Raw genomic sequence first — 15,717 nt, forward strand, 5'->3', positions numbered from 1 at the left:
TGCAGCAGATATTGGGGCAAATCCCCAGGTTTCAAGCTTGATTAAACGGATGGCCGGCCTACGCATCCGCCTTCGACTCGCATACACTGCGCGGCCGTTTTTCGACCGGAACCTGATAGACATGAAAAACCCATCCCCAGCCCGTGCCTGCGGTATCGACTTTGGCACGTCCAACTCCACCGTCGGCTGGATCCGTCCCGGCATGGAAACGCTTATCGCGCTGGAGGACGACAAAATCACCCTGCCGTCGGTGGTGTTCTTCAACTTCGAGGAGCGTCGTCCGGTCTACGGCCGCCTGGCCCTGCATGAGTACCTGGAAAACTACGAAGGCCGGCTGATGCGCTCGCTCAAGAGCCTGCTGGGTTCCAAGTTGATCAAGCACGACACCAGCGTGCTCGGCACCGCAATGCCCTTCACCGACTTGCTGGCGCTGTTTATCGGCCAACTCAAGAGCCGCGCCGAAGCAAACGCCGGCCGTGAGTTCGAAGAAGTGGTGCTGGGCCGCCCGGTGTTTTTCGTCGATGACGACCCGATGGCCGACCAGGAAGCGGAAAACACCCTGGTCGACGTTGCGCGCAAGATCGGCTTCAAGGACATCTCGTTCCAGTACGAACCGATTGCCGCCGCCTTCGACTACGAGTCCACCATCGAGAAGGAAGAGCTGGTACTGATCGTCGACATCGGCGGGGGTACGTCAGACTTCTCGCTGGTGCGCCTGTCGCCGGACCGTCGTCACAACGACAACCGCCACGACGACATCCTCGCCACCGGCGGCGTGCACATCGGCGGTACCGACTTCGATAAACAACTGAGCCTGCAAGGCATGATGCCGTTGTTTGGCTACGGCAGCCGCATGAAAAGTGGCGCCTACATGCCCACCAGCCATCACATGAACCTCGCCACCTGGCACACCATCAACTCGGTGTACTCGCAGAAATCCCAGCTGGCGTTGGGCAGCATGCGCTATGACATCGAGGACACCGGTGGTATCGATCGCCTGTTCAAGCTGATCGAACAGCGCGCCGGGCACTGGTTGGCGATGGAAGTGGAAGAAACCAAGATCCAGCTGACCCATGAAGACAGCCGCCATGTGGCGCTGGACCGGGTTGAGCCGGGGCTGAGCGTGGAGCTGAGCCGGGCGCTGTTCGAGTCGGCCATCGACGGCTTGCTGGAGCGCGTGCGCGGCAGTGTGACGCAGTTGCTCAACGATGCATCGGTCAGTGTGGCGCAGGTAGACACGGTGTTCTTTACCGGCGGTTCCAGCGGGATTCCGGCACTGCGTCACAGCATCTCGGCCATGCTGCCAAATGCGCGGCATGTGGAAGGGAATATCTTTGGCAGCATCGGCAGCGGGCTGGCGATTGAGGCGAGCAAGCGATACGGCTGCTGAAACACTGCGGTTCAAATGTGTGAAGCGGGCTTGCTCGCGAATAGGGAAGTGTCAGTCAAAGCTGCTCTGACTGATCCACCGCATTCACGAGCAAGCCCGCTCCCACATTTTGACCTGCGTACATCTTCCCCCCTACTCAGTAGTGACGCCGTAGCGCTCCACGACTTCGCACAACTGTTGCGGGATGGGTGCGATTGGCCCCAAGCAAACGCAAACCCGCTTTTACTTGCCGCTTGCCGCTTGCCGCTTGCCGCTTGCCGCTTGCAACTCGCCACTCGCAACTGCCCCTAAACCATCCCGCCCAGCTTCAGCTCACTCTTCAAATACGCATAATAAATCGGCCCCGCTACCACCCCCGGCAAACCAAACGCGGCTTCAAACACCAGCATCGCCAGCAACAACTCCCACGATTTGGCACTGATCTGCCCACCCACGATCCGCGCGTTGAGGAAGTACTCGACCTTGTGGATAACAATCAGATACCCCAACGCCGCCACCGCCACCCAGATCGACAGCGACAGCGCGACGATGGTGATCAGGGTGTTGGACATCAGGTTGCCGATCACCGGCAGCAAGCCGAGCAGGAAGGTGAGCACGATCAGGGTTTTGGTCAGCGGCAGGTGAATCCCGCACAGCGGCAGCACCACGGCTAGGAATACAGCGGTGAATGCGGTGTTGAGTGCGGCGATTTTGATCTGGGCGAAAACAATGTTGCGAAAGGCCTGGACCAGCAAGTGCAGGCGATCAAACAGGGCGGCGGCCAAGGGTTTGCGTTTGGTCAGGTCGGGCACGCGCTGCAAGGCGATGATCGCGCCGAGCACCATGCCGATCAGCAGGGTGACGAACATATGCGCGGCATCCTTACCAACAAGCTGCAGTTCGCTCAGGTGTTTACTCAGCCAATCGCCGATGGCCACGCGGAATTCGGCAGCGCTGGCGGGCAGGTAAGCATCGAGAAACGGCGGCAGTTGGCCGCGCGCGCGGTCGACCACGCCCATGAATTTGTCGAGGGAAGCTCCGGGATTTTCCGCTTCGTGGAGCAGGAAGCTGATGGCGCCGGCAAAGATCAGCGTCAGTACGCTGACGATCAGGGTGCCAAGCAGAGCCACCGCCAGCCAACGCGCGCGCCGACCTTCGATCAGCCGTTGCAGTTGGGGGGTGAGCATGTTGACCAGCTCATAGACCAGCAGGCCGGCCAGCAGGCTGGGCAGCAATTTGAGCGGCAGTACCAGCAGCAATCCGCCGAAAATGATGATGTAGCTGGCCTGCAACAACACATGACGCTGAGAAAACGTTGGCATACAGCCTCAAAACGAACGGCGTTAAAGGATGGGCAGTCTGCCAGCCTTGGGGAAATCAAGCGAGAGGTCTTAGTGTTGTGAACACGGCCAGTGTGGGAGCGGGCTTGCTCGCGAAGGCGGTGGTTCAGTCACTGATGTGTTGAACGAAAAACGGCTTTCGAAAGCAAGCCCACAGGAGATTCGCGTACTCAGCTGCCTTTCAGGCAAGTGCTCATAAAGGTTTTGCGCGCATCGCCCGTCAGCGTCTTGGTTTTCGCCGATGCATTGCAATCCTTCATCTTCTGCTGCTGCGGGGTCAGGGTCTTGGCGTCGTTGGCCGCCGGGGCGGACAGGCAGGTTTTCATGAAGGCCTTGCGCTCGTCGCCCTTGAGCGTCTTGGTGGAGGCTTCAGCGTTGCAGGTGGTCATTTTGTTTTGCTGGGCGGTGGCGGCAAAGCCCTGGGAACACAACAGCAGGCCCATCATCAACAGCGGAATTCGCAGCATCTTCATGGAGTTTTCTCCCTGTTACCGTGCCGGAGAGCACGGCCTTCCAGCAGTGTAGTCAAAACCTGCTACATCTTCACCGACTGCGTATATGCGTGCGCCGATAATGCTCCGGGGTACAACCCGCCTGGCGTTGGAACATGGCGATAAAAGCCGAGGCGGTGCTGTAGCCCAAGTCGAATGCCACATGTTGCACGCTGCGCTCGCTGTCGAGGGCTTCGATGGCCGCCAGGTAGCGCAGGCGCTGGCGCCATTCACCAAAGCTCATGCCGAGTTCGCGCACAAACTGACGCGCCAGGGTGCGTTCGCTCACGTGTATCTGCTCGGCCCAATGTGCCAGGGGGCGGTTGTCTGCGGGGTCGGTCTGCATGCCTTCCAATACTGCGAGCAACCCGGGGTGGCGGGCGTAGGGCAGGAAGCACTCGTGGATCGGCGCCTGTTTGAGCTGGTCCACCAGCACTTGGGCCAGGCGGATATCGGATGCGGTCTGCGGCATATGCACGTCGCGCTGTGCGAAGTCGCGAAGGATGGCCTTGAGGATATCGCTGATGGCCAGGGTGCAAGGCTGTTGCGGCAGCTCCTCGCAGAGTTCCGGGGCAAGGCCCACCGAGTGGTAGACAATCGCCTCGGCGTTGTAGGAGCTGTGTTCGGTGTGCGGCGGCACCCACACCGCGTATTGCGGCGGTGACATGAAGCGGCTGCCGCCCACTTCCATGCGCATCACGCCGCTGGCGGAGTAATCCAGCGAGCCCCAGAAATGCTGGTGCGGGGTGCATTCAGTGTCCGGGGCGAAATCAGAATAGCGCAAGTACACCGGGCTCGGCAGCTGGGGGAAATCCTGAAGGCGTACGTTGTGCTTGGCCATTTTGTCTGGATACAGCGGTCACTTGTCTGGATCGAAGTATAAGCTTCAATCCAGACAAGGGATAATCCTGCCTCATCAACACGCCTGGTTTCTTTCGATGCAATACGCTTATCCCCTGCTGGCCATTTTTATCTGGGCCGGCAACACCGTGGTCAACAAACTGGCGGTGGGTTCGATCTTTCCCGCTGAAATCGGTTTTTACCGCTGGTTGCTGGCCGCGCTGCTGTTTACGCCGTTCATGCTCAAGCCGGTGATTGCCAACTGGCCGTTGATCCGCCCGAACCTGGGCAAGATCTTCATCCTCGGCGTGCTGGGCATGGCGGTGTACCAGAGCCTGGCGTATTACGCCGCTACGCTGACCAGCGCCACCAACATGGGCATTATCCTGTCGCTGATGCCGTTGATGGCACTGACGGCGGCCATCATCAGCCTTGGCCAGCGCCTGACCTACGGCGCACTGACCGGTGCTGTGCTGTCGTTTGCCGGCGTAGTCGTGGTGGTGTCGGCGGGCAGCCTGGGCGTACTGCTGCAACACGGGGTCAACCTGGGTGACGGCATGATGCTGGTCGCCACCCTGGCCTACGCGGTCTACAGCACCCTGCTGAAAAAATGGCAACTGCGCTTGCCACCCTTGGTGTTGCTGTATTTGCAGGTGCTGGTGGCCGTGGTGGTGCTGTTTCCGCTGTTCCTGTTCTCGGCAAAAGCCGGCCTTGGCTGGGCGAATATTCCACTGGTGCTGTATGCGTGCCTGCTGGCCTCGATGCTGGCGCCGCTGGCGTGGATGCATTCAGTGAAGACCTTGGGCCCGAGCCGCACCACGCTGTTTTTCAACCTGCTGCCGTTGATCACCGCGCTGATTGCGGCGGCGGTGTTGAAGGAAAAGTTGGCGCTGTACCACCTGGTGGGCGGTTTGCTGACGTTGGGCGGGGTGATTTTGTCGGAGCGATGGACTACCCCCGTCAGTAATGCCTGAACACAGCCTGCTCTCACAGCTACACCCCAGCAGCCTTGAGCCTTTGTGCATGCTCGACAAACAACCGAATAGGCTCGGCCCCCTTTCCCACTAGGCCCAGCGATTGGTTGACGATATCGAAATGGTCCAAGGGGTAGTCATCACCGATCACCAACCCCAGGTGTGAGCTATAGCGCCCTACCATGCCATCGCACTGACCCTTTTCCCGCACAAAGCTGCGGGCGAACAAACGGCAACTGCGGTGCGTACCGTCGAACAGGTTACGACCACGGTCAGTGATGCCCGGCTGCAAGGTGCCGGACCACGAGTAATAGCGCACCCCATTGACCTCTTCGGCGCCCTGCCCGCCCCAGGTCTCGGGCAATCCTTGTGGATATTGCTGATTGAACAGCGCCACACCCGCGCTGGTCAGGGACCTATGGGACGCCTGCAGATCCGTCTTGAAGCGCGGACCGCGATAGCCGGTTTCCAGCACGCCCATCACCCAGGCAACCAGGTGAAACAGCGCGCTCATGATCCGGCCCTTGGCGCCGTCGACGGGATAATGGGTGTGGATATGGTCGGCCAGCTCCGAACCATGATTAGGCCCAGCCACCGACGTCACCGACGCCACCCACTCCGGTCGCTTGGCCGCCGCATATCGCGCGGTGAGCGAGCCCTGGCTGTGGCCGATCAGGTTGACCTTGGCGGCTCCGGTTTCGCGGCGGATGCGCTCGATCTGCACCAGCAATTGCTCGCCGCGCACTTCGCTGGAATCGAGCGGCGCCACCTGCACTGGATACACTTGGGCGCCCCCCGCGCGTAGTGCAGGAACAATGCCGTACCAATAGGGAAACAGTCCCAGGCGCACAAAACCGAGCATGCCGGGTACTAGCACCAACGGGTAACACGTGGCTAACGACTTCGGCATGGTGCGAACGGCCTCGAAAATGCGCAGTTGCCCTGCAGCGTAGGCCAACCTCAAGTCATGTAGATGAAGCCCAGGGTAAATTCGATAAAACTTTTTGCTTCAGCCAACACTCACAACGTGGAGCGATCACGCCGGTAGAGCGTGGCGTAAAACCGGATTAGCACCAGGAGATTGAGATGACTGAAGCAAACTTGACTGACGTAGCAACCCTGCGCCAACGCGCCCGCCAGAACGTCGAAAACGGTGCCGTGACCGAAGGCTACGACGCCGACCGCGAAGAAATCATCCGCTTGCTCAACGGCTCGCTCGCCACTGAATTGGTCTGCGTACTGCGCTACAAGCGCCATTACTTCATGGCCAGCGGCGTCAAAGCCCATGTAGCCGCAGAAGAATTCCTCGAGCACGCCACTCAGGAAGCCGAGCACGCCGACAAACTCGCCGAGCGCATCGTGCAGTTGGGCGGCGAACCGGAGTTCAACCCGGATCTGCTGTCGAAAAACTCCCACGCTCAATACGTGGCAGGTAACAGCTTGAAGGAAATGGTCTACGAAGACCTGGTGGCCGAACGGATCGCGGTGGACAGCTACCGTGAAATCATCCAGTACATCGGTGACAAAGATCCGACCACGCGCCGTCTCTTCGAGGAGATCCTGGCCCAGGAAGAAGAGCACGCCGACGACATGGCGGATATTCTCGAAAGCCTGTAATACCAAAAAACCGGAATACCAAAAAGGGCGCGCTGGATAACCAGCGCGCCCTTTTTGTCTGTGTGGGCGGCGGTGAGTCAGCGTTGGTTTTTTTCAAAATGACTCACCGGCGTCCAATGTGTCTAGCAACCACTGGCCACGCTGCCAAAGTGCCTGCTGTTTGGATTCAGCCATACGGTCGAGATTTTTATAAATCATGCTCATGCGTTGATTGCCGCGTAAGCGGTCACCGTGACGCATCAGAAAGTGCCAATACAGCGCGTTGAAAGGGCAAGCATCGTCGGTGGTGCTTTCGCTCACCTTGTAGGCGCAGCCCCGGCAATAGTCGGACATCCGCTTGATGTATTGGCCACTTGCGCAATAGGGTTTGGAGCCCAGGTAACCGCCATCGGCGTGCATCACCATGCCTAAGGTATTGGGCAATTCCACCCAGTCGAAGGCGTCCATGTAGATGGCCAAGTACCATTCGCAAATCTGACTCGGTGCGATGCCGGCGAGCAGAGCGAAATTGCCGGTGACCATCAGCCGCTGGATATGGTGAGCGTAGGCATGCTCAAGGCTTTGGCTGATTGCTTGGCGCATGCAGTTCATCTGTGTCTCGCCTGTCCAGTAGAACGCTGGAAGCGAGCGTGTGTTGCCGAACACATTGCCATCGGCATAGTCAGGCATCTTCAGCCAGTAGACGCCTCGGACATATTCTCGCCAGCCGATCAGTTGTCGAATAAAGCCTTCGGCAGCGTTAAGTGCAATGCTGCCCGACTCGTAGGCTGACGCCACATCGCCGCACAACTGACGCAGATCGAGCAGGCCAATATTCAGCGCAGCGCTGATACGGGCATGAAACAGAAAAGGCTCGTCGCTGGCCATGGCGTCTTGATAGTCGCCGAAGGCTGCCAAGCCCCAGTCGAGAAAGTATTCCCACAGGGCCTGGGCGTCGGCGTGGGTGACCGGGTAGTCGAATGCGTCGAGGGAGCCGTAGTGACTGGCGAAATGTTTGCCCACCAACGCCATCACTTCCTGGGTGATCGGGTCGGGCGCAAATCGGGCGGGTGAGGGAGGCCTAACCCCCTTCGGTAGCGCCTTGCGGTTTTCTGCATCAAAGTTCCAGGCACCTCCGACCGGGCTGCCATCACCCTTGAGCAACAATCCACTCTTGCGCCGCATTTCTCTGTAGAAGAATTCCATGCGCAGCTGCTTTTTGCCGTGTGCCCAATTGGAGAACTCGGTGCGTGTGCAGAGAAAACGACTGTCGCAATGCCACGTTATGCCTAAGCCACAGTCCCTGAGCGATTGCTCCAAGCGCCAGTCGCCGCATTCGGTGATGTGTATTTCGTCTGCTTGCATCAGCGCCTGCCACCGCTGTAACTCGCTCGGCACTGACCCCGTGTTGTCTGGATCATCGAGCGCAACGTACTGCACGCGAACGCCCCGCTGCTGCAGCGCCTCGGCGAAATGGCGCATGGCGCTGAAGATCAGGGTGATTTTTTGCGGATGATGAGGGACATGGCTGGCTTCCTCCATCACCTCGACAAGCAGCACGGTATCGCTTTGGGCATCCAAGCCCTGCAATGAGGCGAGATCGAACGATAGCTGATCACCCAAGATCAGGCACAAACGGTTAGCGTTCTTCATCAATAACTCTGACCGGCGGCGTCCGGCTGCCAGGTGGGGGTTGGGGGGCTGGCACTGCACAGCGCCCACTGCGACAGCGAACGCTGCCATCCGGATGAGGCAGCCAGGCCAAATGCGGACGCCAGCGGCAAAAAAGACGATAGCCCACGTTAAAAAATGGCCGGGTCAACCGCCACGATAACGGTGCTGCCCAGATACCGAGCCCCGCTGCTCGCCAGCTCCAGAGCGTAGCGTCCAGCCCGGTGACCCAGGTTCCATCGTCAAACCTGGCGTGCAGTGATGCCTCCATTTGTGCACGCGTGAACCCCAGCGCGTTGGCGTCGAAGGCAGCATCGCTGATATCCACAAATAGAAGGCGTTCGGGTGTAGCGCGCGCACTCAGAAGCTTGATTTCTCGAGCGCAAAGTGGGCACTCGCCCTCAAAATAAAGCGTCAGTGGCCACCGCGAATTCTTGTACAATGAGTCGCTTCCTGTATAAGTTTTATAGCACGATATGCTCAAAATCCATCGCTGACAACGGGCACCCACACCGCTGCGAATTTAGTTTTTTGATGGAGCCAGCTCGGCGGCCTCGCCTGATAGCACATAGCTATCAATGCAGTGAGTATTGCTAACTGGATGGACCCTATTGCGTCGACGTATCGTCAATGAACTCAACGTGAGTGGCTAATAGTGCCACTCGCATCAACTCAGCCCAGTGCAGGGCGAATTTCCGAGCTAGCCATGAAAAAAACGCTTTCGTTGGCCACACGTATAGGGCTGAGCTTCGCGGCCATACTGGCGCTTCTCGTAGTGATCACTGCCATCGGCATTCAGCGCGTGGCGTTTATTGATTCCACGTTGGGCGACGTCAGCGAAAACGCCGCGAAGGTACAGCGCTACGCAATCAATTTCCGTGGCAGCGTGCATAACCGTGCCATTGCGATCCGGGATGCGGTGCTGGTGGCGAACAAAGCGGACCTGGAAAAACACTTGGATGAGATTCGAGCCCTGGAAAAGGCCTACTCCGACTCGGCGGCCCCTATGGACCAGCTGTTCAAAGGCACCAGCGTGACCGCCGAAGAGGTTCGATTGCTGAGCGCCATCAAGGCCATCGAACAACAAACCCTGACATCTACCCAGGCGATAATCTCCCTGCGCCAAGCGGGCGATATTCCGGGAGCCCAAGCGCTGCTGATGCGTCAAACGTCTTTGGAATACAGCGAGTGGCTCAAGCGCGTGAATGCGCTGATCGACTATGAAGAGGCGTCGATCAAGGCGAAGCTTGGCGCGGTGCAAGCCACTGCCAGCCAGTTCAGTACGCTGATGATCATCGCGACCGGCATTGCCCTGTTGTTGAGCATTATGTTGTCGGCGGTGATTATTCGCTTCGTCAACTCCACGCTGGGCGCAGAGCCTACGGAAGTTGCATTAGCCATCGCGCGGTTGGCTGCGGGTGATCTGAATCAGACGATTGCCACGAAGTACCCCAATAGCGTGATGGGCGTATTAAAAGACGCACTTAGCCACCTGGCAGAGACTATCCAGCAAGTGCGCAGGGCGGCCCAAGAGGTCAATCACTCGTCGACTCAATTGTCTGCCACCTCATCGGCCAACAATGACCAGATCAGCCTGCAAACCCGTGAAGCCGAGCAGGTGGCCACCGCCATCACGCAAATGGCGGCAACGGTGAATGAAGTCTCAGGGTATGCCGCGCAGGCAGCTGAGGCGTCCCGGTTGGCTGATATAGAAGTGGAAAGCGGCAATCGATTGGTGGCTAGCACCACACAGGCCATCGAACAACTGGCCGTCACGCTGGAGCAGACCACAGGCACCGTGAACCAGGTGTCCAAACACAGCGAAAAGATCGAGTCAGTGATCGATGTTATCAACGCCATCGCTGCGCAAACCAACTTGCTGGCCCTGAACGCCGCCATTGAGGCTGCGCGGGCTGGAGAACATGGGCGCGGGTTTGCGGTAGTCGCCGATGAGGTGCGCTCGCTGGCCAACCGGACTCAGCGGTCGACCGAGGAAATTCGGGAGATGATCAGCACGCTGCAAGTGGGCACTGAAACCGCCTCGCGAACCATGCGTGACAGCTGCGAGCTGGCAAGCCAAACCGTGGCGCAAACCCGCAGGGCGCAGAGTGCGTTAGCCAAGATCAGCGAGCAGGTGGGTGCGATCAGGGACATGAACGCCCAAATCGCCAGTGCCTCCTCGCAGCAGAACAGCGTGGCCGAAGACGTGGCGCAAAACATCAACCGTATTCACGGCTCCACCGTGCAGTCCGCCACCGGCTCACGCCAAGTGGCAACGGCGAGCATGGCACTCGCGCAGTTGGCGGATCGCCTTACTGCGAAAGTTGCGTTTTTCAGCGCTGCTTAGGCGTCACAAAGGACTCAACAAGCTGCTGACTTTGCCGATAGCCTTATCAAGACCCAACAGGCGGTTTCCCCATGTTCAATACCAAAATCAAGAACCAGCTTCAATCTCAGACAGCCGAGCTGGCGCAGCTGCGACAACTGCGTGATGGACTCAGCCATGAAATGCTGACGTTGAGTATCGATTCGACATTTAAAATTACCGCCTGCAACGACAACTTCGCACAGGCCTTGGGCTATACCCAGAATCAGCTTCTGGGCCGTGCCATGGCCGATATCGTCCCCCAGTACGTCTCCAAGCTGCCGTGCTTTCACAACTTTCGAGCCGCCATCGCCGCAGGTAAATCGATCTCTGACGAATACCGTTACCTGCATGCTGACGGTTCGTTAGTGTGGATTCATGCTCATTGGCAGCCGATAACCGATGCGACTGGCCTGTTAAGTCATATCGCTTGCTATGCGACCAACATTACGTCCCGCGTAGAAAAAGCCTCGGAAAACGCCTCGTTCATTGACGCGCTGCTGCGTTCGACGGCGGTGATCGAGTTCGATCTATCCGGGCATGTGCTCACCGCGAATGATCAGTTCTTAAAAGCCATGGGCTACAACTTGAGCCAAGCGAAAGGCAGTCACCACCGTATTTTTTGCAAGCCAGAAGAAATCTCGTCGCAGAACTACAAGGATTTTTGGTCAACGTTGAACAAGGGTGAATTTGTTGCTGGCCGCTTCGAACGAATTGACAGTCGCGGTCAGACTGTATGGCTGGAGGCGACTTATAACCCGGTGTACGACACCGAAGGCACACTCTGCAAGGTCGTTAAGTTTGCGACGGTTGTCACCGACCAAGTGGCCCGTGAACAAGCCGTCAGTGAAGCCGCCCAAACTGCATTTGAAATCTCCCAGCAGACTGACGTGACGGCTCAGCGCGGCGCCGTCGTGGTGAACGACACGATGCACACCATGCGCAAAGTCGCTGTTGATATGCAGGCGGCCTCTGGCGGCGTTGAAGCGCTCGGCAAGCAGTCATTGTTGATCAGCTCGATCATTCAGACGATCAGTAGTATTGCCCAGCAAACCAACTTGCTGGCATTGAACGCTGCGATTGAAGCTGCGCGCGCAGGTGAGCAGGGGCGCGGTTTTGCGGTCGTGGCGGATGAAGTTCGGCAATTGGCTGGGCGCACCAGCACGGCTACCGAAGAAATTGCATCGGTTGTCTTGCAGAACCAGAAGCTGGTGGATGAGACCGTCGCCGAGATGGCAAACAGCAAATCCCAAGCAGAGCAAGGCCTTGAACTCGCCACCCAGGCTGGCCACGTCATTGTTGAGATTCAGGATGGCGCCAAACGAGTGGTCGATGCGGTGGGCAGGTTTGCGACCCAGGTTGCCTAGGGTCGCAACAGCGCTGGCGCAGAATGTTCGCTAGCGCTGTTGCGACACATCGTTTGATTAATGGGCAAGCGGGTGATTTTCAGCAATCACCCTTTGACTGTTTTCGGTGCTTTGCCTTCGCGCATCTGTTGCAGCAAAGGTGCGCACTGGTTAGGCGCGTCGGCGCTGGGTGCGATCAGTGCCAGCAAACCGGCCGCAGGCCCCGCGATCACACCCAGCGCCACCATGCCCGCGCCACGCAGCGCCAGAGGAATGGCTTTCACACCGGCATTCGGCTTGATAAACGGCCCGTTGACGTACAGCGGTGAACGCAGGGAGAACAGTCGAAAACCTTTCGATTCGGGGTTGATGGTCAAGTCCAGTTGCTCCGTGGCCATGTTCGCCGTGCCATCGATATAGATAATGGCGTTCTCGGTATCAAACACAAACAACCGCGTCGTCGCCAGGCCAGTCTTGATGCCGAAGTCCGCCGCGGCGCAATTGATCTTCACTTCCTTGTCGCCAAACAATCGGCCCACCACGTAGTTGCCCACGTTGAGCCCGGCGATTTCCATCAGGCCCCGGCTGATGGCGCCGTCGTTGATCAGCATCTTCAGGTCACCGTTGGAGGTGCCCAGCAATGCCGCCACGGAGTTGCCGCGACCGGAAATCTCGGCGTCGCCGTTGAGTTCACCAAAGCTGGTTTTCATCGGTTCGAATGTCGGGAACAGCTGCTTGAGCTTGAAGTTACGCGCAGTCAGTTTGGCACGACCTTCCATCGGTGCGGTGCGCCCGTTCAGGCGAATCTGTGCATCCAGCTTGCCGCCGGCCACGCCGAAACGCAGGGGCTCCAGGCTCAGTTCGCCGTCATTGAGCACCAAATGGGTGTAGAGGTCGGTGAAGGGTAGATCGGCACTGTGCACGATGCGCTTGCCGGTGAACGCCACATCGGCATCCATGACACGCCAGCGCTCAGTGCGGAACTCTTCCACCGGCAGCACTTTGGTCGCGGGTTGTTTGCTATCGCCGCCACGGGCTTTTTGCTTGGCATTCGAGTCGGCGCCGATCAGGGGGGCGAGGTCGGTCATCAGCAGTTGGTTGGACACCAACGCGCCGCTGAGTTTGGGGCGCGGCTGGCTGGCAACGTAGCCAAGGCTGCCGTGAATATCGCTGTTACCGATCTTGCCGTTGAAGTTTTCGTAGCGGAACGACGCGCCGTTGGCTTCGTGCAGCTTGGCGATCAGATGGCCATCGGTGGAATAGGCCGGCGAATCCGGCAAGGTCACGCCGGTCAGTGGGTAGAGGTTGCCCAGGCTGGAACCTGCGAGTTTCAGGCGCAGGTCCAGGGCCCCCAGATTCAGCGGATCCGTGAGGGTGCCGGCCAGGGCGATGCTGGTGTCCGCAATCTTGACTTGAGCCTGCAAAGGAAACGGCTTGGCCGCGTCTTGCAACGCCAGCAGGCCGCCGATCTTTCCGGTGCCGTCGAGTTTCTGGCCGTGGTACTGGCCTTTGACCTTGAGGCCGAACGCATAGTCCTGCGGCGCCGAGCCCTTTTCCAAAGCCTTCTTGGCATCGGCGTCGCCGACGATTTCACCAAAGGGCACGGGTTTGCCCAGCGGGTCGATGATGACATCCAGCTGGGTCTTGAGGGTCTGGTCGTCGAGGGTCACGTGGCCCTTGTCGAAGCCGATGGCGCCAATGTCCACCACCCAGTTGGAGGGTTCGGCGTTCGGGTCCTTAGGGTCGAACTTGAAGGTCCAGTTGGCGCGGCCGTCGGCCAGGCGCTGCAATTGCGCACTCGGCTCAGTGAGGTCAATGCGCGGGATCACCACGCGCTGCACCAGCAACGCCAGCGGCGAAATGCGCAGTTCGACCTTTTTAAGCGTGACCATCTGCGGGGTTTTCGACCAGTCGGGGTTGCCCAGGGTCAGGTCTTCGGCAATCACATGGGGCCACGGCACCCAGGCGCGCCAACCACCTTCATCGGGCTCACGTGCCCACACCACCGCGAGGTTGCCGTTGATGGCAAAAGGTCGATGCAGCTCTTCGGAAACCTTGGCATTGAGGGGCGGCTTGATGCGGTTCCAGTCAAAGAACACCAGAACCAATACCACCCCGGCAATTAACAGAACGACGCTGGCGCAGCTCCAAGCGACGATTTTACGAGTGCGCGTCATTGCACGGGACTCCTGAATACGACTGGCTGGTTCACAGCCTTTATGGACAGCTTATACGACTACGACTGGCAAACCGTCTGGGGGTTTAACCCAATCGGTCACTTGCCGGGAAAAACATCAATTTCTGACCACTTCGACAGAATCCACCTACGACAGCGCACCATTGTTACCCACGGGCGTGTCGAAAATACCCACACCGGTGCAAAACCGCGGGCTTGAGAGGCCCGGCCTAGAGCCTCCGCTCAGAACAATCAATTCTGTTGATTATTACCATTGCGTTTATGAACTTTTATATCGACTTATCGAGAGTAGCATTAGCCCTGTACCCAGTTTATCGCCCTCCCAAGGAGCAACCCATCATGAAACGCCAAGTACTCGCTACCGTCCTGTTATCCATCCTGGCTTCCAGTGCCTTTGCCCTGCCAGCCGTTGAACAGGCCACCCCACAAGTCAAAGCCGATGCCGTTCATTTCAGCCAGACCGTCGCTCGCAGCGGCTCGCAAGAAGAAGAGAACCGTGACTACGCCAAAGGCGCTGTTGCTGAAAATGGTTCGGAGCAAGCCAACAAACGCGCTTACACCGAAGGCCTGACCGAAAACGGCCGCGACCGCCTGGAAGAGAAAGGCCTGGTTGAAGGTGGTGCTGATCGCCTGCTGGAACGTAATGCTGTCGCCGAAGGTGGCCGTGATCGCCTGGAACAGAAAGGCCTGGTTGAAGGCGGTGCTGACCGTTTGCAAGAACTGCATCAAGCACAGAGCTGACCCTGTGGTGGCCCAGAAAAAAGCCCGATCTGTCGATCGGGCTTTTGCTTTCCTGTAGATCGCGTCACGTACTTCCCGCGCCAAGTTCGACGCCGGCAAAGCTGTTTTGCTAGAGTGCGTCGCTGTACTTGCCAACAAAGTCTGCCCGCCCATGCTGCCCCGCGCCGAACAGAAGCAACAGACCCGCCTCGCCTTGATGGACGCAGCCCGCCATCTGATGGAATGTGGCCGTGGGTTTGGCAGCCTGAGCCTGCGCGAAGTGGCGAAGACAGCTGGCATCGTGCCCACCGGTTTTTATCGCCACTTTGCCGATATGGACCAGCTTGGGCTTGTGTTGGTGAGTGAGGTCGGCCAGACCTTTCGCGCTACGATCCGCCTGGTGCGCCACAACGAATTCGTGATGGGCGGCATTATCGATGCCTCCGTGCGGATCTTTCTCGATGTGGTTTCGGCCAACCGTTCGCAATTCCTGTTCCTGGCCCGCGAGCAATACGGCGGCTGCCTGGCCGTGCGCCAAGCCATCGCGGCGTTGCGCGAAGACATCACTCGCGACCTGGCGGCTGACCTCACCTTCATGCCCAAACTGCAGCACCTGGACGCCGAAGGCTTGCACGTGATGGCCGACCTGATCGTCAAAAGTGTGTTCGCCACCCTTCCCGACATCATCGACCCGCCAGCCCAAGCCCTGCCCGCCCACCTCACGCCGCAGGCGAAAATCACACAACAATTGCGCTTTATCTTTATCGGTTTGAAGCACTGGCAAGGCCTGGGCAGCACCGAATAACGC

At 58.7% G+C, this 15,717-nt stretch carries 13 protein-coding genes and 3 pseudogenes; 9 read left to right on the top strand and 7 right to left on the bottom strand.

The genetic code is table 11. The annotated features are described in order from the left end of the window. Nucleotides 1-121: 121 nt before the first annotated feature. The gene (locus AACY44_RS02685) at nucleotides 122-1,390 is read left to right on the top strand and encodes an Hsp70 family protein (RefSeq protein ID WP_339415713.1); all 1,269 of its coding nucleotides are present in this window, start codon (nucleotides 122-124) and stop codon (nucleotides 1,388-1,390) included. Nucleotides 1,391-1,677: 287 nt separating this feature from the next. Here AACY44_RS02685 and AACY44_RS02690 read toward each other — a convergent pair whose 3' ends face one another. The 3 genes from AACY44_RS02690 to AACY44_RS02700 form a co-directional block, all read right to left on the bottom strand. Beyond that, a complete protein-coding gene (locus tag AACY44_RS02690) occupies nucleotides 1,678-2,691 on the bottom strand; it encodes an AI-2E family transporter (protein ID WP_339415712.1) in 1,014 nt (337 codons plus the stop codon). Nucleotides 2,692-2,879: 188 nt separating this feature from the next. Continuing rightward, entirely contained in the window at nucleotides 2,880-3,182 is a 303-nt protein-coding gene (locus tag AACY44_RS02695) for a PsiF family protein (RefSeq protein ID WP_339415711.1), read from the bottom strand. A gap of 70 nt (nucleotides 3,183-3,252) precedes the next feature. Then, complete coding sequence (locus AACY44_RS02700) at nucleotides 3,253-4,041, bottom strand: AraC family transcriptional regulator (RefSeq protein WP_339529763.1); 789 nt, start codon at nucleotides 4,039-4,041, stop codon at nucleotides 3,253-3,255. Between the two features lie 97 nt (nucleotides 4,042-4,138). On the opposite strand from AACY44_RS02700, the gene AACY44_RS02705 reads away from it, so the two are divergent. Next, on the top strand, nucleotides 4,139-5,014 hold the full coding sequence (locus AACY44_RS02705; protein WP_339427239.1) for a DMT family transporter: 876 nt from the start codon (nucleotides 4,139-4,141) through the stop codon (nucleotides 5,012-5,014). 19 nt (nucleotides 5,015-5,033) lie between these two features. Here AACY44_RS02705 and AACY44_RS02710 read toward each other — a convergent pair whose 3' ends face one another. Then, on the bottom strand, nucleotides 5,034-5,924 hold the full coding sequence (locus tag AACY44_RS02710) for an esterase/lipase family protein (protein WP_339415706.1): 891 nt from the start codon (nucleotides 5,922-5,924) through the stop codon (nucleotides 5,034-5,036). A gap of 176 nt (nucleotides 5,925-6,100) precedes the next feature. On the opposite strand from AACY44_RS02710, the gene AACY44_RS02715 reads away from it, so the two are divergent. Then, nucleotides 6,101-6,631, top strand: coding sequence for a ferritin-like domain-containing protein (locus tag AACY44_RS02715; RefSeq protein ID WP_065874325.1), 531 nt, complete (start codon nucleotides 6,101-6,103; stop codon nucleotides 6,629-6,631). 93 nt (nucleotides 6,632-6,724) lie between these two features. On the opposite strand, the gene AACY44_RS02720 is transcribed toward AACY44_RS02715, so the two are convergent. Together AACY44_RS02720 and AACY44_RS02725 are read right to left on the bottom strand one after the other, a co-directional pair. After that, a complete protein-coding gene (locus AACY44_RS02720) occupies nucleotides 6,725-8,263 on the bottom strand; it encodes a cryptochrome/photolyase family protein (protein WP_339415831.1) in 1,539 nt (512 codons plus the stop codon). Further along, nucleotides 8,250-8,723 (bottom strand): thiol-disulfide oxidoreductase DCC family protein, encoded by a 474-nt coding sequence (locus tag AACY44_RS02725; protein WP_339415705.1) that lies wholly within the window; start codon nucleotides 8,721-8,723, stop codon nucleotides 8,250-8,252. Before AACY44_RS02725 ends, AACY44_RS02720 begins: the two co-directional genes overlap by 14 nt. Before the next feature lie 264 nt (nucleotides 8,724-8,987). Between AACY44_RS02725 and AACY44_RS27605 the strand changes: the two are divergent. The 4 genes and pseudogenes from AACY44_RS27605 to AACY44_RS27620 form a co-directional block, all read left to right on the top strand. Continuing rightward, nucleotides 8,988-9,497: pseudogene (locus AACY44_RS27605) on the top strand (MCP four helix bundle domain-containing protein); the annotation flags it as partial. Between the two features lie 423 nt (nucleotides 9,498-9,920). Then, complete coding sequence (locus AACY44_RS27610) at nucleotides 9,921-10,628, top strand: methyl-accepting chemotaxis protein (protein ID WP_445261926.1); 708 nt, start codon at nucleotides 9,921-9,923, stop codon at nucleotides 10,626-10,628. Nucleotides 10,629-10,789: 161 nt separating this feature from the next. Beyond that, nucleotides 10,790-11,476 (top strand): annotated as a pseudogene (locus AACY44_RS27615) (PAS domain-containing protein); the annotation flags it as partial. Between the two features lie 102 nt (nucleotides 11,477-11,578). Continuing rightward, a pseudogene (locus AACY44_RS27620) lies at nucleotides 11,579-12,013 on the top strand (methyl-accepting chemotaxis protein); the annotation flags it as partial. An 86-nt stretch (nucleotides 12,014-12,099) separates the two neighbouring features. Here AACY44_RS27620 and AACY44_RS02740 read toward each other — a convergent pair. Next, entirely contained in the window at nucleotides 12,100-14,169 is a 2,070-nt protein-coding gene (locus tag AACY44_RS02740) for an AsmA family protein (RefSeq protein WP_339435822.1), read from the bottom strand. A gap of 359 nt (nucleotides 14,170-14,528) precedes the next feature. Here AACY44_RS02740 and AACY44_RS02745 point away from each other — a divergent pair, with 359 nt between their 5' ends. Then, on the top strand, nucleotides 14,529-14,930 hold the full coding sequence (locus AACY44_RS02745) for a hypothetical protein (protein WP_339415700.1): 402 nt from the start codon (nucleotides 14,529-14,531) through the stop codon (nucleotides 14,928-14,930). 151 nt (nucleotides 14,931-15,081) lie between these two features. Next, nucleotides 15,082-15,714 (top strand): TetR family transcriptional regulator, encoded by a 633-nt coding sequence (locus AACY44_RS02750; protein ID WP_307387336.1) that lies wholly within the window; start codon nucleotides 15,082-15,084, stop codon nucleotides 15,712-15,714. Nucleotides 15,715-15,717 lie beyond the last annotated feature (3 nt).

This window comes from Pseudomonas sp. RA_15y_Pfl1_P11 (assembly GCF_963970975.1).
Lineage (GTDB): Bacteria > Pseudomonadota > Gammaproteobacteria > Pseudomonadales > Pseudomonadaceae > Aquipseudomonas > Aquipseudomonas tritici.